This is a genomic window from Mesorhizobium sp. M0848, from assembly GCF_040319805.1.
Taxonomy (GTDB): Bacteria; Pseudomonadota; Alphaproteobacteria; order Rhizobiales; family Rhizobiaceae; genus Mesorhizobium.
The window spans coordinates 1-14,710 of record NZ_JAMYOM010000033.1; the positions used below are offsets into that span (position 1 = coordinate 1).

Sequence of the window (14,710 nt, forward strand, 5' to 3'; positions counted from 1 at the left end):
TTCCCTGCATTGCCCAGTACGGCCTCGACCCGAATGACCATTACCCCGCGGGCCTCCGCCACCCCGACGTCTGGTTGTAAAACGTCCGCGGCGGTGCCGTTCGGCACGGCCGCGTAACCGTTCGGTCGCTTAGGCCGCGAACGCTCTGACCCTGACGCCGCTTGCCTCAAGCCGTCTCCTGACATGCGCGGCGATGGCGACGGCAGCCGGCGTGTCGCTGTGGACGCAGATCGAATCGATCGGCGTCCGCAGCATCTGCCCGGAAAGCGTCTCGATGGCGCCTTGCTTGACCATTCGGACGACCCGTTCGGCTGCCCTCTCGGCGTCGTGGATGACAGCGCCTTCCAGCTTGCGCGAAACAAGGAAGCCTTCCTCCGTATAGGCGCGGTCGGCGAATATCTCGGACCTGACCGTCAGCCCAGCGTCGCGCGCGATCCTGTCCTGGAAGCCGAGCGCAATGACCAGGCAGATCAGGCCGGGATCGACGGCCTTGACCGCGCGCGTCACCGCTTCGGCGACGCCACGATCGGTCTGGGTAAGATTGCCTAGCGCGCCATGCGCCTTCACATAGTGGATCGGGTGGCCGGCATAGGCGGAAAGCGCCTGCGCCGCGCCGATCTGGTAGGCGACCAGCCTTTCGATCTCATCCATGGAATGCGGAATGATGCGGCGTCCGAACCCCCACAGATCGGCGAAGCTCGGATGCGCGCCAACGGCAACGCCCTTGTCGCGCGCCATCGAGAAGGTGGCAGCCATGATCTCGGGGTCGCCGGCATGAAAGCCGCAGGCGACATTGGCGGAACTGACGATGTCGAGGATCGCCGCATCGTCGCCGAGCCTGTAGGCTCCAAAACCCTCGCCCATGTCGGAATTGATATCGACCTGCAATCCTTGGGCCGCCATGGCGCTTTCCTCAGTGGTTCGAACCATCGCCTTTGCTTCACACCAGCTCGTAGAGCGGCGTGCCGTAGCCGACGACCGCTCCATCCTCGATCAGCGCCGCGCCCAGCACGCCGTCTACCGGCGCGAGCACGGCCTTCAGGCATGGGCCGACCTGCAGGACGCCGACCGTCTCGCCCTTGCGAACCACCTGGCCAGGGTCGGCAACCGGCCGACCGGTCGTTGGATGATCGAGACGGAACACGCCGACGCCGGGCGCGCGCACGCCTTTGAAGACCGTTTCGGCCTTCGGGGCTTCGGCCGCGGGTGTCGAGGGAACAACGGATTGCATGTGCAGGCGCAACGAAAAGCCGGCCTCCGACACTTCGATCTCGCCGATGCCGGCGCTAACACACCAGCCGGCCAGCCTTTCGAGCTCCTCAACCGTCATCGCCGCCTCGTCCCTGGAGCAGACCGCCTTCAATGAGACGTTCAAGATGATGGATATCGAAGCCGCCGGCGGCAAAGCCGGGCTCCTCCATCAGGAGGCCGTGGAGCGGCGCGTTGGTGGCGATGCCGACAGCCTCCATCTCGCCCAGCGCGCCGCTCATGCGCCGGATCGCCTCGGCCCGCGTCGCGCCATGCGCCAGCAGCTTGGCCACCAGGGAATCGTAGTGCGGCGGCACGGTGTAACCGGAGTAGAGATGCGATTCGACGCGGATTCCCGGGCCGCCGGGCGGCGTCCAGCGCTCGACCCGGCCCGGATGCGGGCGAAAGCTGTAGGGATCTTCAGCGTTGATGCGGCATTCGACGGCGTGGCCCTGGATGCGGATGTCTTCCTGGCTGAACGACAGGGCTTCGCCCCGGGCGATGCGGATCTGCTCGCGCACGATATCGATGCCGGTGACAAGTTCCGTGACGGGATGCTCCACCTGCACGCGGGTGTTCATCTCGATGAAAGAGAAGCGCCCGTCCTCGTAGAGGAATTCGAACGTGCCCGCGCCTGTATAGCCGATGGTTAGGCATGCGTGGGCACACAGCTCGCCGATCTCGGCAATCGCCTCGCGGGCGATGCCGGGCGCCGGCGCCTCCTCAATGATCTTCTGGTGGCGGCGCTGCATGGAGCAATCCCGCTCGCCTAACCACACCGCCTTGCCATGCTTGTCCGCCAGAATCTGAATCTCGATATGGCGCGGGTGCTCAAGGAATTTCTCCAGATAGACTTGCGGGTTGCCGAAGGCCCGGTCCGCCTCTTTCACCGCCATCGAAACGGCTTCCAACAGAGCGCGCTGCTCGCGCACGATGCGCATGCCGCGCCCGCCGCCGCCGCCCGCCGCCTTGACGATGACCGGATAGCCGATGGCCTCGGCAATGGCGCGCACTGCCTGCTCGTCCTGCGGCAGCGCCCCCTCCGACCCTGCAACGCAGGGAACGCCGGCAGCGATCATCGTGCGCTTGGCGGAGACCTTGTCGCCCAAGGTGCGGATCGCCGCGGCCGACGGCCCGATGAAGGCGAGGCCGGCATTTTCGACGGCCTCGGCGAAGGCGGCGTTTTCCGAGAGGAAACCATAGCCCGGATGGATCGCGCCCGCGCCGGTGAGTTGCGCGGCCGCGATGATCTCGGCGATATTGAGATAGCTCTCCGTCGCCGCAGCCGGCCCGATGCAGATCGCCCTGTCCGCCAGCGCGACATGGCGAAGGCTCGCGTCGGCTTCCGAGTGCGCTGCCACCGTCTTCAATCCGAGATCGCGGCAGGCGCGCAGGATGCGCAGCGCGATTTCACCGCGGTTGGCGATAAGGACGGTGTCGAACATCGCCGCTAGCCCAAATCTTCGAGAACGAACAGCACATCGCCGGACTGCACGGCGGCATGGTCGTCCAACGCGATCTGGACGATCCGCCCAGCGCGATCGGATTCCACGACGTTGAACGTCTTCATGGCTTCGAGGACACCGACCTTCTGCCCTTCCACGACCACATCGCCAACCGAAGCGAGCGGCGGTTCGCCTTCGGTGCCGGAACGGTAGAACACGCCGGTCAGCGGCGCGCGGATCGAATGCCGCGCGATGGGCGGAGCTGTCGAAGCCGGATTTGTGAAGACGGCAGGGCCGGCGGCTGACCCCGACTGCGGCGAAGGCTGCGACGCGGATTGCGCCAGCACCCCCTGCCTGGACATGCGGATACGAACGCCATCGCGCTCGATCTCCAACTCGGCAATGGGCGAACGCGAGACAAATTCGATCAGCTTCTGGACGAAGTCGAGATCCATCGCCGGCCCTACCGCAGCGCTTCGACAGCCTCGGCGATACGCCCGATCGCTTTTTCGATCAGGTCCATCGACGTGGCTATGGAAATGCGGAAATGCGGCGACAGGCCGTAGGCAGAGCCCTGCACCACCGCGACCCGCGCCTGATCGAGCAGGTAAAGCGAGAAGTCGTCGTCGCTGCCGATAGGAGTGCCGTCCGGGCGGCGACGACCGATCAGGGCCGAGCAATTGGGATAGAGATAGAAGGCGCCCTCGGGCGTCCGGCAGGTGAGACCGGGAATCGCGCGCAGCAGATCCAAAGCGCGGTCGCGCCGTGCCTGGAATTCGAGCGCCCGAGGGCGAAGAAAGTCCTGAGGACCTTCCAGTGCGGCAATGGTCGCGGCCTGCGAGATGGATGACGGGTTGGACGTGCTTTGGCTCTGCACGGTCGCCATGGCGCGGATCAGCGGTTCCGGCCCGCCGGCATAGCCGATCCGCCAGCCGGTCATGGCATAGGCCTTCGACACCCCGTTCACTGTCAGCGTACGGTCCTTCAGCCTCGGCTCGACGCCGGCGATGGTATGGAAGGTTCGTCCATCGAACAGGATATGCTCGTAGATGTCGTCGGTCAGAACGTGCACATGCGGGTGATCGAGCAACACCCCCGCCAGCCCCGCAAGTTCGTCGCGGCTGTAGACGGCGCCTGTCGGGTTGGAAGGCGTGTTGAGCAGCAGCCATTTGGTGCGCCCGGTGATCGCGGCTCGCAGGGCTTGCGGTGTCAGTTTGAAGCCCTGCGGCTCCGTGCAGGGAACGACCACGGGCTTGCCTTCGCCGAGCAGGACGATGTCGGTGTAGGAAACCCAATAGGGCGCTGGGACAACCACCTCGTCGCCGGGGGCCAGCGTTGCCAGCAGGGCGTTGTAGATGATCTGCTTGGCGCCGCCCGCGACACTGATTTGCGAAGGCTTGTAATCGAGGCCGTTCTCGCGCCTGAATTTTCCGGCCACCGCCTTCTTCAGCGCGGCGGTGCCGTCGACCGCCGTATAGCGCGTCTCCCCCCTGCGCATCGCCTCGTAGGCCGCCTCGACGATGTGCGGTGGCGTTGGAAAATCCGGTTCGCCGGCGCTCAGGCTGATGACGTCGATGCCGGCCGAGCGCATTTCGATTGCCCGCGCGGTGACCGCCATGCTGGGGCTTGGCTTGATGACGTCGAGACGGGGAGCGATCAGGCCCACGGGAAATCCTCGGCATGGCTGCCGCGACGTTGCCGGGCAGGTGATATCTGTTACAAATTGGATAATGTATTCTGTTTTTCACGTCAAACCTCTTTTTCTGCATCGAAGACCGGGTTATGTCTCATTCTGGTGGTGGGCCGATAGGGGAAAGTATCCAATCCTTGTCGCCACGGATGATATTCGAGATAGGGAACGCGATTGGTATGGGCACAAACTATGATGTGGTGATCGTCGGCGGTGGCGTTGTCGGCAGCTCGATCGCCTACTTTCTGTCAGCCAATCCGGATTTCGATGGCAGGATCGCGGTGATCGAGCGGGACCCGTACTACACGGCGTCCTCGTCTTCCTTGTCGACCAGCGCCATCCGCCAGCAGTTCGGCACGGCGCCCAACATTGCCATGTCGAAGTTCAGCATCGACTTCCTGCGCCAGGTAAAGACGCGGCTTGCCATCGGCGACGAGTTGGCCGACATCGGCCTGCATGAGCCCGGCTACCTCGTGCTGGCGACACCCGAGCGGGCAGACGCGCAGCGTGCCAAGAATCGCGTTCAGCGCGGCATGGGCGTCGACGCCGAACTGATCGAGCAGGTCGATCTGGCACGACGCTTCCCGTGGCTCAACACGGACGATCTCGCCCTTGGCTCGCTCGGCCTTGGCAGCGAAGGCTGGTTCGACGGCCCCGGCCTGATGCAGGCATTCCGCCGCAAGGCACGCACGCAGGGCGTGGACTATCTTGCCGCGACCGTGACCGGACTGACCATGGCGTCTCCCGGCAAGGTTGGCGAAGTGGTTCTGGACAATGGCGACCGGCTTGCCGCCGGCACGGTGATCAACGCGGCCGGGCCATGGAGCGCGGGCATTGCCAGGATGGCCGGCGCCGACCTACCGGTCGTCCCGAGCAAGCGATGCGTCTTCGTCTTCGAAACACCGGCAAGGATCGAGAACTGCCCCTTCATCTTCGACACAAGCGGCCTCTGGCTGCGGCCGGAAGGTCAGCTCTTCCTGTGCGGTATTCCACCGGTACGCGAGAACGACCCGGACGATTTCGGCCTGGATGTGGACTACGACCTGTTCGACGAGTTGATCTGGCCAGCACTCGCCTATCGTGTGCCAGGCTTCGAACAATTGCGCATGCTGCGCGCCTGGGCGGGGCTCTACGAGTACAACACCTTCGACCACAGCGGCATCATCGGCCGGCATCCCGAGATCTCGAACTTCGTCCTGGCCACCGGCTTCAGCGGCCACGGCATGATGCACGCGGCGGCGACCGGGTCGGGCGTCAGCGACCTCATTGCCTACGGCGAGTACCGATCTGTCGACCTCTCGGCCTTCCGCTACGAACGGATCGCTGGCAATCAGCCTATCGAGGAACATGTCTACTGAAGCGAAACGGGCGACATGGCATCGCAGTGACAACGGTGCTATGCGTCCACTTCTTCAATCAAAACGGCGCCAGTCAACAAACACGGCGGCCGCCTCAGGCTGATTCATGCTCGTACAGAAGAAAACCATCTCGACCCAGGTCGCCGATGCCATCAGGCAGAAGATCCTGATCGGCGAATACGAGGCCAACTTTCAGCTGCGGCAGGAGCATCTGGCCACCGAGTTCGGCGTCAGCCGAATTCCGGTGCGAGAGGCGCTGCATCAGCTTCATTCGGAAGGCTTCGTCACGCTGGTTTCCCACAAGGGCGCCGTCGTTACCTCCATTTCCCTGGACGAGATTCTCGAGCTCTACGAATTGCGAGCCCGGATCGAAACATGGCTGCTAGCCCTGGCCATTCCAAGGATGACGGAGGCAGACCTCGCGCTGGCCCGCGAGCGCGCAAAGCAGCACCAGGAGCAGGGCAAGACAGGCGAGTACTCGAACCAGCTCAACTGGAACTTCCACGCCGCGCTCTACGCGCCGTCCGGCCGCAAGGCGACGATCGAACTGGTCGGGCGCATCTACCAGCAGCTGGAACGCTACACGCGCATGATGGTGACGCTCACCGAAATCCAGGCCCAGTCCGACCGCGACCACTGGCAGCTCATCGACCTGTGCGAAGCCAAGGATACGCTGCGCGCCGTCGGCCTTTTGGAAATGCATATCATCACCAGCGGCAAATTCCTGGTCGACCGGCTTGAGGAATTGCGGGGCAGCTGATCAGTCGCCCCGTCTCCTTGTCCAGCCCCAATCCTTCGCGCGAAGATCATTTGCCGGGCAGATTGGTCGCCCGGGTCAGCAGGATCACGCCTGCCTTGTCGGCTGTGTCGTAGTAGGTGAAGCCGGTGCGGTTTTCCCGGCGCCCGCGCATCAGCACGGCAAGTCCGTCGGTTTTCGCCTTGGTTTCGGCTGCGTCCGCATCACGAACCTCGAAGCCGATATGGAAGACACCTTCACCCTTGCTGTCGAGATGAATTCGCTGCGGTGAAGGATCGCCGTTCGGCTGGCACAGCTGCAGCTGAACGTTCGGCAAGTTGCAAATCCGATATTGCATCGCCTTGAAACCCTCGGGGCTTGGGACCTGCAGTTCTTCGTATTCAGCCAGCGGCGGATAGGGCTCCCATGGCCCGATGCCGATGGAGTCGTAGTAGGCCTGCGCCTTGTCGATATCGTGCACGACGATGCAGATGTGATGCAGCTTTTCGAAATTACCCATGTCGTCACTCCCCATTCTTCTCACTCCTTGATCGGGACCGTATAGTTCAGCACGCGGCGCCCCCCGTCGGGGTAGATCGTCTCGCCGGTGATGTAGGAAGCGTCGTCGCTGGCCAGGAACGCCACGACCGAGGCGATCTCGGCTGCCGTGCCGAGGCGCCCGAGCGGTGTACGCGAAAGGACCGCCCGTCTCATTTCTTCCGAATCGATGAATGTCCCGTCCATGACCATGTCCGTGGCGATGGTGCCCGGGCCGACACCGACCACACGGATGCCATGGGGAGCGAAGGCGACGGCCGCGGTGCTGGTGACCTGGTTCATGCCGCCCTTGGAGATCGCGTAGGTGGCGACACGCGGGTTGGCGAGGCCCGAATTGATCGACGACATGTTGATGATGACGCCGCCTCCACCTTGCGCGATCATCTGGCGGGCGGCCGCCTGGGTGCCCATGAACGCGCCCTTCAGATTGACGGCGAGAACCCTGTCGTAGTCCGCCTCTGTGATGTCGAGAAAGTCCTGGACCGGAGCGATGCCGGCATTGTTGACCATGATGTCGACACGGCCGAACTTCGCCACCGCCGCTGCAATCAGCCCATCGATCTGTTCCTTCTTGCTGACATCCGTAACGACCGCCAGGACGCTGTCGGTGGTGCCGATTTCAGCGGCACATTTTTCTAGCTCCACGGCATTGATGTCGCCGAGCACGAGCTTCGCGCCTTCGGCCAAAAAGCGTTCCGCGCAAGCGCGTCCGATGCCGCGCGCCGCGCCTGTGACAACCGCCACCTTGCCTGCCTGTCTCATGTCCAATCCTTCGATCATTTGTAAGTCGGCCACCGTCTCAAGGAGTATGGGCCGAGCTTGGCTACGGATGGGGATTCTCCCACCGAAGCCTAGCCTAGCGGATAACGAAGGGATTGGCGGTCTTGCCGGCGGTGTCTATCCACACCGTCTTGGTCTGCAGATAGGAATTGATGGCATCCTGCCCGCTTTCGCGCCCGATACCGCTCCTCTTGTAGCCGCCGAAGGGCGCCATGTAGGAGACGGCACGGTATGAATTGATCCAGACCATCCCCGCCTCCATTGCGGCCGCGCCGCGCAACGCCCGGCCCATGTCGCTGGTCCATATTCCTGCCGCCAGCCCGTAGGGGCTGTCATTGGCAATGGCGAAAGCCTCTTCCTCGTCGTCGAACGGAATGACCGAAAGGATCGGTCCGAACACCTCTTCGCGCGCGATCCGCATGGTGTTGTTCACGCCAGTGAAGATGGTGGGCTCGACGAACCAGCCCTCGGCCAATTCACCCGAGGCCGGCTTGCCGCCGCCCAGCACGCAAAGCGCACCCTCGCGGCGCGCGATGCCGAGATAGGACAGCACCTTCTCGCGCTGGGCTTGCGTGGTGATCGGCCCGACCTGCGTCTCTTGCAGCGCCGGATTGCCCAGTCGAGCGCTGGCCGCCAGCGTTATGACGCTCTCCACGAACCGGTCGTGGATTTTGCGATGCACCAGCAGCCGCGAACCCGCGATGCAGGTCTGGCCACTGGCGGCGAAGATGCCTGAGATCGCGCCGTTGACCGCGCCCTCGATGTCGGCGTCGTCGAAGACGATGTTGGCCGATTTGCCGCCGAGCTCCAGCGTGACGACTTTTAGCTGTTCGGCAGCCGCTCGATAGACCGCGATCCCGCCAGGCTCACCACCGGTGAAGGCGATCTTGGCGACGTCGGGATGAGAGACGAGTGGCGCGCCGACATCAAGCGGCATGCCGGTAACGGTGTTGACCACGCCGGGCGGGAAGCCTGCCCGCGCAAACAGTTTCACGAACTCCAGCGTCGAGGCCGAGGCGTGTTCCGACGGCTTGATGACGACAGTGTTGCCTGCCGCCAGCAGCGGCGCGAGCTTCCATGTCAGGAGTAAAAGCGGCGAATTCCAGGGCACGATCGCTGCAATGACACCCAGCGGCTCGTGGCGGGTGAACGCGAACATGCCAGCCTTGTCGATCGGCAGCACCGCACCTTCGATCTTGTCGGCAAGACCGCCGAAATAGCGGAACCATTCCGGGATATAGCGCAGCTGTGCCGTCATTTCGGTGAGCAGCTTGCCATTGTCGCGCGTCTCGATGGCGGCAATGCGATCCGCGTTCTCCGCGATCAGCTCAGCCAGCCGCACGAGCAGCTTGCCGCGCGCGGTGGGCGTGATCCCGGCCCACTCCTTCGACCGGAAAGCAGCCTTGGCGGAGGCTACGGCGGCATCCACCTCGGCCTGTCCATCGCGCGGAATCAGCGCCCAGGGCCTGCCGGTGAACGGATCATGGCTCTCGAATGTATCGGCTGTCGATTGCAACCGACCGCCGACCGTGTTCTGGAAACTGACCAGCGCCATATCGGTCCTCAACAGGTGGTAAAGCCCAGATGGGCGCGAAAGCGGTTCTTGACCTCGACCGCGTCGCGCGGCGGCAGCGAGCGCGGCAGGTTCTCGGCGGTGATTTTCAGCACGAAAAGGCGCGGACCGTCGGCCGGATGCCGAAGCTCTTCACACAGCGTGTCGACCTCCTCCAGCGTACGCAGCTCGGCGGTCTTCAAAAAACCGCAAGCGGCCGCGACCTTGTCGAAACCAATGCCCTTGCCGGTATGGCTGGACTGCATGCCGGTCTCGCCGAAATGCTGATTGTCGAGCACGATCAGGTCGAGATTTTTCGGCCGCGCCACCGAGATCGTCGCCAGCGAACCGAACGCCATGAGCTGTTCGCCATCTCCGGTGATCACCATGACCCGCTTCTGCGGCTGGGCCTGGGCAAGCCCCAGGCCGATCAGCGCAGCACCGCCCATGGCGCCCCACAGATAATAGTTGTCGTTGCGGTCACCGGCAGCATGCACGTCGTAGCTCGGCGAGCCGAGACCGGTCACGACCAGGGCTCCGTCGCGGGCGTCAAGCAGCTTCTTCACCGCAACCCGGCGGTCCATCGTCGGTAAATTCATGTCGCTCACCACTTCTTCTTGCCGAGCAGCCGCTGCCCGATCAGCACGGCAATCTGCTGGTCGGCGTCGAAAGCCATCAAGGCTGCCTGCGCCACCGTCTCCACGAGATCGGGACCGGTCTCGGCGCGCAGCACCCTGAGGCCGATCGCCTTCAGCGAGGCCTCCGTCGCCTGCCCCATTGGCACCTGCCACGGATTGAACTCGGCCCACTCGCCTCGCATCGTCACCAGGACGAGCAGGGGAAAGCGCGCCTGCACGGGAAGCGACAGCATGTTGATGCAATTGCCGACGCCTGAGGATTGCATGAGCACGACGCTCCGCTTGCCGCCGAGCCAGGAGCCTGCGGCAATGGCGATGCCCTCCTCCTCCGTCGTCAGCACATTGGTGACAACCTCGGGATCCGTGCTGAAGCGCTCAATCAATGTGGTGTGGCCTGCGTCGGGCACGTAGGACATCTGGCTGATGCCGGCGGCCTTGAGCACGTCATAGACCGGATCCGGCCACTGCTTTTCAGACGCCGCCGGAGCGGCTGCAAGTGCTGCCGCTTGCGGATGTTTTGCTTCTATGCTCGCCGTCACCTTGGACCCCCGGGAATTTGGATTGGAACCAGGTTACCTCGGCTGTCCAATCTAATCTTCGTCCCTTTATTGTGATCAGATATAATGATATTCGATAGCTCATGGAGTTATCGCAGCTACGCACGCTCATCCACGTCGCCGAACTCGGCAGCCTCAGCAAGGCCGCCGACCGGCTGCACATTGCGCAGCCGGCGCTCAGCCGGCAGGTGCGCATGCTGGAGGAGGAATTGGGCTTTGCCCTTTTCCTGCGCCATGGACGCGGCATGGTGCTGTCTGAGCAGGGCAAGGAGGTGCTGGCGCACGCCATGCGCGTGATGGCCGAGATCGACGAGATCCGCGCCACGGCCACGCCCGCCGATGCGCCGCTAACCGGCGAAGTGGCCATCGGCCTGCCGCCCACCGTTGCCGACATTATTTCGCTACCGCTGGCGGCCGCCTTCGGCAAGGCCCATCCCAAGGCCAAGCTCAGGCTTGTCAGTGCCTACACCGGCTATCTGCTGGACTGGATGCACCGCGGCGAGGTGGACGTTGCGGTGCTCTACGACCCGCGCATGGCGCGTTCGCTGCGCTCGCGCCCGCTGCTCCTGGAAAACCTGTTCCTGATCGGACCGCCGGACGCGGGTTTTTCAACCGTGCGCGCCGTATCGTTCGCCTCGCTCGCGGGCAAGCGCCTGCTGCTGCCCAGCATCAAGCACGGGTTGCGCATCATCGTCGAACGCTGCGCCACGGATGCCGGCATCACGCTCGATGTCGGCATCGAAGCGGACTCATACTCCGCGCTGAAGGACCTAGTGCGCAACGGCCATGGCTGGACGATCCTGCCGCTCGCTCCTATCCATGCCGACGTGACCGCCGGGCTGCTCACCGCCGCGCCGTTGATCGATCCGGTGCCCGTGCGCCGCCTGATCCTTGCATACCCGGCGGACCGGCCTGCCTCGCGGCTGGCGCGGTTTGCCGGACAAGCGATCGAGGACATCGCCAAGGATCTTGTCGGGCGGGCCGTCTGGGTTGGCCAGCTTCTCGGTCCTCCGCCATAAGCATTTGAATTTCGTTATATCTGCTCACGCCTGCCTTGCATTGCGGATAGGGCGTCGAGGCGCGATAGTGAGGCCTGCAGCAAGACGAAAAGCCGGACAAACCTCATGGAACACTACCAGGACATTCGCGATGCCGTCGCCAGGTTGTGCGCGCGCTTTCCCGGAGAATACTGGCGCGCACTCGACAGGGACATGACCTACCCCGGTGAATTCGTCGCAGCGCTGACGCAGGCCGGTTGGCTCTCGATCCTGATCCCGGAGGCCTATGATGGCTCGGGCTTGCCGCTTTCGGCCGCCGCTGCCGTGCTGGAGGAAATCCAGCGCGCCGGCTGCAATGGTGGCGCCTGCCATGCCCAGATGTACACGATGGGCACGCTTGTTCGCCACGGCTCGGAAGCCCAGAAGCAGCGATATCTGCCGAAGGTCGCCACAGGAGAATTGCGCCTGCAGGCCTTCGGCGTCACGGAACCGAGCAGCGGCACCGACACCGGCGCGCTCAAGACTACTGCTCGCCTCGACGGCGATCATTTCGTGGTCAAGGGCCAGAAGATCTGGACCAGCCGTGCCGAGCATTCCGATCTGATGCTGCTGCTGGCGCGGACCACGCCGCTGAAGGACGGCATGAAAAAGACCGACGGCCTCTCCGTCCTCATCGTCGACATGCGCGAAGCCGTCGGCAACGGCCTCACAATCCGGCCGATCCGCACCATGATGAACCATGCCACCACGGAAGTCTTCTTCGACGATCTGCGCGTGCCGGTCGAAAACCTGATCGGCGAAGAGGGAAAGGGATTCCGCTACATCCTCTCGGGCATGAACGCCGAGCGTATCCTGATTGCCGCCGAGTGCATCGGCGATGCGAAATGGTTCATCGAAAAGGCCAGCACCTACGCAAAGGAGCGGCATGTGTTTGGCCGGGCAATCGGCCAGAACCAGGGCATCCAGTTCCCGATCGCAAGGGCCTACGCCAACATGCGCGCAGCTGAATTGATGGTGCGCCAGGCGCTGAGCCTCTACGAGGCCGGCAAGAACCCCGGCGCTGAAGCCAACATGGCCAAGATGCTGGCGGCCGACGCTTCGAACGAAGCCGCCAATGTCTGCATCCAGACTTATGGCGGGTTCGGTTTCGCTGAAGAATACGATGTCGAGCGCAAGTTCCGCGAGACGCGTCTCTATCAGGTCGCGCCGATCTCGACCAACCTCATCCTGTCATACCTTTCCGAGCACGTGCTTGGACTGCCGCGTTCCTACTAGGAGTCGTCCGTGAACGTCCTCATCGTCTACGCCCACCCGGAAGCAAAATCCTTCAACGGCGCCATGAAGGATCTCGCCGTGGAAACCCTGACCCGCGCCGGCCACGACGTGGTTGTCAGCGACCTCTATGCGATGGGCTTCAATCCTGTCGCAGGGCCGGGCGACATATCGGGCGAGCGCAACGATCCAGACTTCTTCAGCCTGCCGCGCGAGCAGACCGCCGCCTACGAGGCCGACGCACTCGCGGCCGACATAAACGCCGAGGTCGAAAAGGTGAAGCGGGCGGATTTCGTGCTGTTCCAGTTCCCGGTCTGGTGGTTCGGAATGCCTGCAATGCTCAAGGGCTGGGCCGATCGCGTCTTCGCGCGCGGTTTCGCCTATATGCCGGGCCGCAAATACGACACCGGCATGTTCAGGGGAAAGCTCGCCATGGTGGCCGCCACCACGGGCACGTCGGCCGACACCTACGCGCCCGATGGCATCGACGGCGACATCCTCACGGTGCTGTGGCCGATCCACAATGGTCTGCTGCGCTATTCCGGCTTCGACGTGCTGCCGCCCTTCGTCGCCTATATGCCGGGCCGTGTCGGCGACGATGGCCGCAAGGGCTATCTGGAAGCCTACCGCAAGAGGCTCGAGGACATTGATGGCACGCCGCATCTGTTCTTCCACGCAGCCGAGGACTACGGCAAGAACGAGCGGCTGAAGCCTGGTGTGCTGGCGCGCTCGGGAGTGCAGCGCAATGTCTGACGGCGCCCGCCCACTGGAGGGCCTGTTTGTCGTTTCGATCGAGCAGGCCGTCGCCGCTCCGCTCTGCACGGTCCGCCTTGCCGATGCCGGCGCACGCGTCGTGAAGATCGAGCGCCCGGAAGGCGAAACCGCGCGTCACTACGATTCCGCAGTGGAGGGCATGTCGGCTTACTTCGTCTGGCTCAACCGCGGCAAGGAGAGCGCGGTGCTCGACCTGAAGACCGAGCACGACCTGGCTCTCCTGCGCCGGATGGTCGCGCGCGCCGACGTCCTCGTGCAGAATCTCGTGCCGGGCGCCATCGACAGGCTCGGCCTCTCGGCCGATACAATTGCGAAAGAGTTTCCTCGGCTGATAGCCATCAACATCGTCGGCTACGGGCAGGACACGCCCTACGCGGCCATGCGCGCCTACGACATGCTGGTGCAGGCCGAAAGCGGCATCTGCGCCGTTACCGGCACACCGGACACGCCGAGCAAGGTCGGGGTTTCCGCCGCCGACATCGCCACCGGCATGAATGCCCATGCAGCGATACTCGAAGCCTTGTTGGCGCGCCAGAAGACTGGGCGCGGTCGCATTGTCGAGATTGCCATGTTCGACGCCATGGCCGATTGGATGACCGTGCCGCTGCTGCACTACGAATATGCGGGCCGTGAGACCCAGAGATATGGCCTGGCGCACGCTTCGATCTACCCCTATCGACCCTATGCCTGTCGGGATGGCAGCGTGGTCGTGTCCATCCAGCAGAACAATGAATGGAAGCGCTTCTGCACGCTCGTGCTGCAAAGGCAGGATCTGTTCGCCGACGAACGCTTCGCCACCAATGCCTGGCGGGTGGCCAATCGCACGGCACTCGACGCCGAGATCGAACCGATCTTCGCGGCAATCGACTGCGAAGTGGCTATAAACCGTCTCAACGAGGCGCAGATCGCCTGGGGCCGGGTGAGCGCAATGAACGACCTGCCGCACCACAAGGCGTTGCGCCGGACAGAGGTGGCGCTGCCGGACGGCAGGCGCATCTCCGTGCCGATGCCGGCAGGGCGGTCGGAGGGGTTCGCAACGGTCCCCAGCGTTCCCGCCCTTGGCGCCGATACGGACCGGATCCGGTCCGAATTCGCCGCCTGACG

General features: G+C 63.9%; 16 protein-coding genes. 6 read left to right on the top strand and 10 right to left on the bottom strand.

Going from position 1 to position 14,710, the window contains the following annotated elements:
* Positions 1 to 129 precede the first annotated feature (129 nt).
* The 5 genes from NKH95_RS28920 to NKH95_RS28940 are packed head-to-tail and all read right to left on the bottom strand — an operon-like array spanning position 130 to position 4,359.
* On the bottom strand, positions 130 to 903 hold the full coding sequence (locus NKH95_RS28920) for a LamB/YcsF family protein (protein WP_031212611.1): 774 nt from the start codon (positions 901 to 903) through the stop codon (positions 130 to 132).
* 37 nt (positions 904 to 940) lie between these two features.
* Positions 941 to 1,330: an acetyl-CoA carboxylase biotin carboxyl carrier protein gene (locus tag NKH95_RS28925; RefSeq protein WP_023809521.1), complete on the bottom strand. Its 390-nt coding sequence runs from the start codon at positions 1,328 to 1,330 to the stop codon at positions 941 to 943.
* Complete coding sequence (gene accC / locus NKH95_RS28930; RefSeq protein ID WP_023809522.1) at positions 1,320 to 2,693, bottom strand: acetyl-CoA carboxylase biotin carboxylase subunit; 1,374 nt, start codon at positions 2,691 to 2,693, stop codon at positions 1,320 to 1,322. Before accC ends, NKH95_RS28925 begins: the two co-directional genes overlap by 11 nt.
* Positions 2,694 to 2,698: 5 nt before the next feature.
* Positions 2,699 to 3,148, bottom strand: coding sequence for an acetyl-CoA carboxylase biotin carboxyl carrier protein (locus tag NKH95_RS28935; RefSeq protein ID WP_023809523.1), 450 nt, complete (start codon positions 3,146 to 3,148; stop codon positions 2,699 to 2,701).
* An 8-nt stretch (positions 3,149 to 3,156) separates the two neighbouring features.
* Positions 3,157 to 4,359, bottom strand: a complete 1,203-nt coding sequence (locus tag NKH95_RS28940) for a pyridoxal phosphate-dependent aminotransferase (protein ID WP_352442509.1) — start codon at positions 4,357 to 4,359, stop codon at positions 3,157 to 3,159.
* A gap of 203 nt (positions 4,360 to 4,562) precedes the next feature.
* Between NKH95_RS28940 and NKH95_RS28945 the strand changes: the two genes are divergently transcribed.
* Both NKH95_RS28945 and NKH95_RS28950 read left to right on the top strand, forming a co-directional pair.
* Complete coding sequence (locus NKH95_RS28945; RefSeq protein ID WP_352894005.1) at positions 4,563 to 5,741, top strand: NAD(P)/FAD-dependent oxidoreductase; 1,179 nt, start codon at positions 4,563 to 4,565, stop codon at positions 5,739 to 5,741.
* A gap of 106 nt (positions 5,742 to 5,847) precedes the next feature.
* Positions 5,848 to 6,501 (top strand): GntR family transcriptional regulator, encoded by a 654-nt coding sequence (locus NKH95_RS28950; protein ID WP_023809526.1) that lies wholly within the window; start codon positions 5,848 to 5,850, stop codon positions 6,499 to 6,501.
* Between the two features lie 46 nt (positions 6,502 to 6,547).
* Here NKH95_RS28950 and NKH95_RS28955 read toward each other — a convergent pair whose 3' ends face one another.
* From NKH95_RS28955 to NKH95_RS28975, 5 genes are all read right to left on the bottom strand, one after another.
* Positions 6,548 to 6,997: a VOC family protein gene (locus tag NKH95_RS28955; RefSeq protein ID WP_023809527.1), complete on the bottom strand. Its 450-nt coding sequence runs from the start codon at positions 6,995 to 6,997 to the stop codon at positions 6,548 to 6,550.
* A gap of 20 nt (positions 6,998 to 7,017) precedes the next feature.
* Entirely contained in the window at positions 7,018 to 7,797 is a 780-nt protein-coding gene (locus tag NKH95_RS28960; RefSeq protein WP_023809528.1) for an SDR family NAD(P)-dependent oxidoreductase, read from the bottom strand.
* Between the two features lie 94 nt (positions 7,798 to 7,891).
* Entirely contained in the window at positions 7,892 to 9,370 is a 1,479-nt protein-coding gene (locus tag NKH95_RS28965) for an aldehyde dehydrogenase (protein WP_352442507.1), read from the bottom strand.
* An 8-nt stretch (positions 9,371 to 9,378) separates the two neighbouring features.
* Positions 9,379 to 9,966 carry a thiamine pyrophosphate-dependent enzyme gene (locus NKH95_RS28970; protein ID WP_023809529.1) on the bottom strand — a complete coding sequence of 196 codons (588 nt, stop codon included), beginning with the start codon at positions 9,964 to 9,966 and terminating at the stop codon, positions 9,379 to 9,381.
* 5 nt (positions 9,967 to 9,971) lie between these two features.
* Entirely contained in the window at positions 9,972 to 10,544 is a 573-nt protein-coding gene (locus NKH95_RS28975; protein WP_023809530.1) for a thiamine pyrophosphate-binding protein, read from the bottom strand.
* Between the two features lie 101 nt (positions 10,545 to 10,645).
* Between NKH95_RS28975 and NKH95_RS28980 the strand changes: the two genes are divergently transcribed.
* The 4 genes from NKH95_RS28980 to NKH95_RS28995 all read left to right on the top strand — a co-directional run bounded on the left by NKH95_RS28980 (position 10,646) and on the right by NKH95_RS28995 (position 14,708).
* Positions 10,646 to 11,581, top strand: a complete 936-nt coding sequence (locus NKH95_RS28980; RefSeq protein ID WP_127267891.1) for a LysR family transcriptional regulator — start codon at positions 10,646 to 10,648, stop codon at positions 11,579 to 11,581.
* A gap of 105 nt (positions 11,582 to 11,686) precedes the next feature.
* Positions 11,687 to 12,835: an acyl-CoA dehydrogenase family protein gene (locus NKH95_RS28985; RefSeq protein WP_023809532.1), complete on the top strand. Its 1,149-nt coding sequence runs from the start codon at positions 11,687 to 11,689 to the stop codon at positions 12,833 to 12,835.
* A gap of 9 nt (positions 12,836 to 12,844) precedes the next feature.
* A complete protein-coding gene (locus NKH95_RS28990; RefSeq protein ID WP_352894009.1) occupies positions 12,845 to 13,585 on the top strand; it encodes an NAD(P)H-dependent oxidoreductase in 741 nt (246 codons plus the stop codon).
* Positions 13,578 to 14,708: a CaiB/BaiF CoA transferase family protein gene (locus NKH95_RS28995; protein ID WP_352894011.1), complete on the top strand. Its 1,131-nt coding sequence runs from the start codon at positions 13,578 to 13,580 to the stop codon at positions 14,706 to 14,708. The genes NKH95_RS28990 and NKH95_RS28995 overlap by 8 nt, the downstream gene beginning before the upstream one ends.
* The last annotated feature ends 2 nt before the right edge of the window (positions 14,709 to 14,710 follow it).

Coding starts and splice junctions, on each gene's coding strand:
- NKH95_RS28995 (WP_352894011.1), top strand. CDS start 13,578: ATGTCTGACGGCGCCCGCCCACTGGAGGGCCTGTTTGTCGTTTCGATC.
- NKH95_RS28920 (WP_031212611.1), bottom strand. CDS start 903: ATGGCGGCCCAAGGATTGCAGGTCGATATCAATTCCGACATGGGCGAG.
- NKH95_RS28955 (WP_023809527.1), bottom strand. CDS start 6,997: ATGGGTAATTTCGAAAAGCTGCATCACATCTGCATCGTCGTGCACGAT.
- NKH95_RS28925 (WP_023809521.1), bottom strand. CDS start 1,330: ATGACGGTTGAGGAGCTCGAAAGGCTGGCCGGCTGGTGTGTTAGCGCC.
- NKH95_RS28980 (WP_127267891.1), top strand. CDS start 10,646: ATGGAGTTATCGCAGCTACGCACGCTCATCCACGTCGCCGAACTCGGC.
- NKH95_RS28960 (WP_023809528.1), bottom strand. CDS start 7,797: ATGAGACAGGCAGGCAAGGTGGCGGTTGTCACAGGCGCGGCGCGCGGC.
- NKH95_RS28950 (WP_023809526.1), top strand. CDS start 5,848: ATGCTCGTACAGAAGAAAACCATCTCGACCCAGGTCGCCGATGCCATC.
- NKH95_RS28935 (WP_023809523.1), bottom strand. CDS start 3,148: ATGGATCTCGACTTCGTCCAGAAGCTGATCGAATTTGTCTCGCGTTCG.
- NKH95_RS28945 (WP_352894005.1), top strand. CDS start 4,563: ATGGGCACAAACTATGATGTGGTGATCGTCGGCGGTGGCGTTGTCGGC.
- NKH95_RS28970 (WP_023809529.1), bottom strand. CDS start 9,966: ATGAATTTACCGACGATGGACCGCCGGGTTGCGGTGAAGAAGCTGCTT.
- accC (WP_023809522.1), bottom strand. CDS start 2,693: ATGTTCGACACCGTCCTTATCGCCAACCGCGGTGAAATCGCGCTGCGC.
- NKH95_RS28985 (WP_023809532.1), top strand. CDS start 11,687: ATGGAACACTACCAGGACATTCGCGATGCCGTCGCCAGGTTGTGCGCG.
- NKH95_RS28965 (WP_352442507.1), bottom strand. CDS start 9,370: ATGGCGCTGGTCAGTTTCCAGAACACGGTCGGCGGTCGGTTGCAATCG.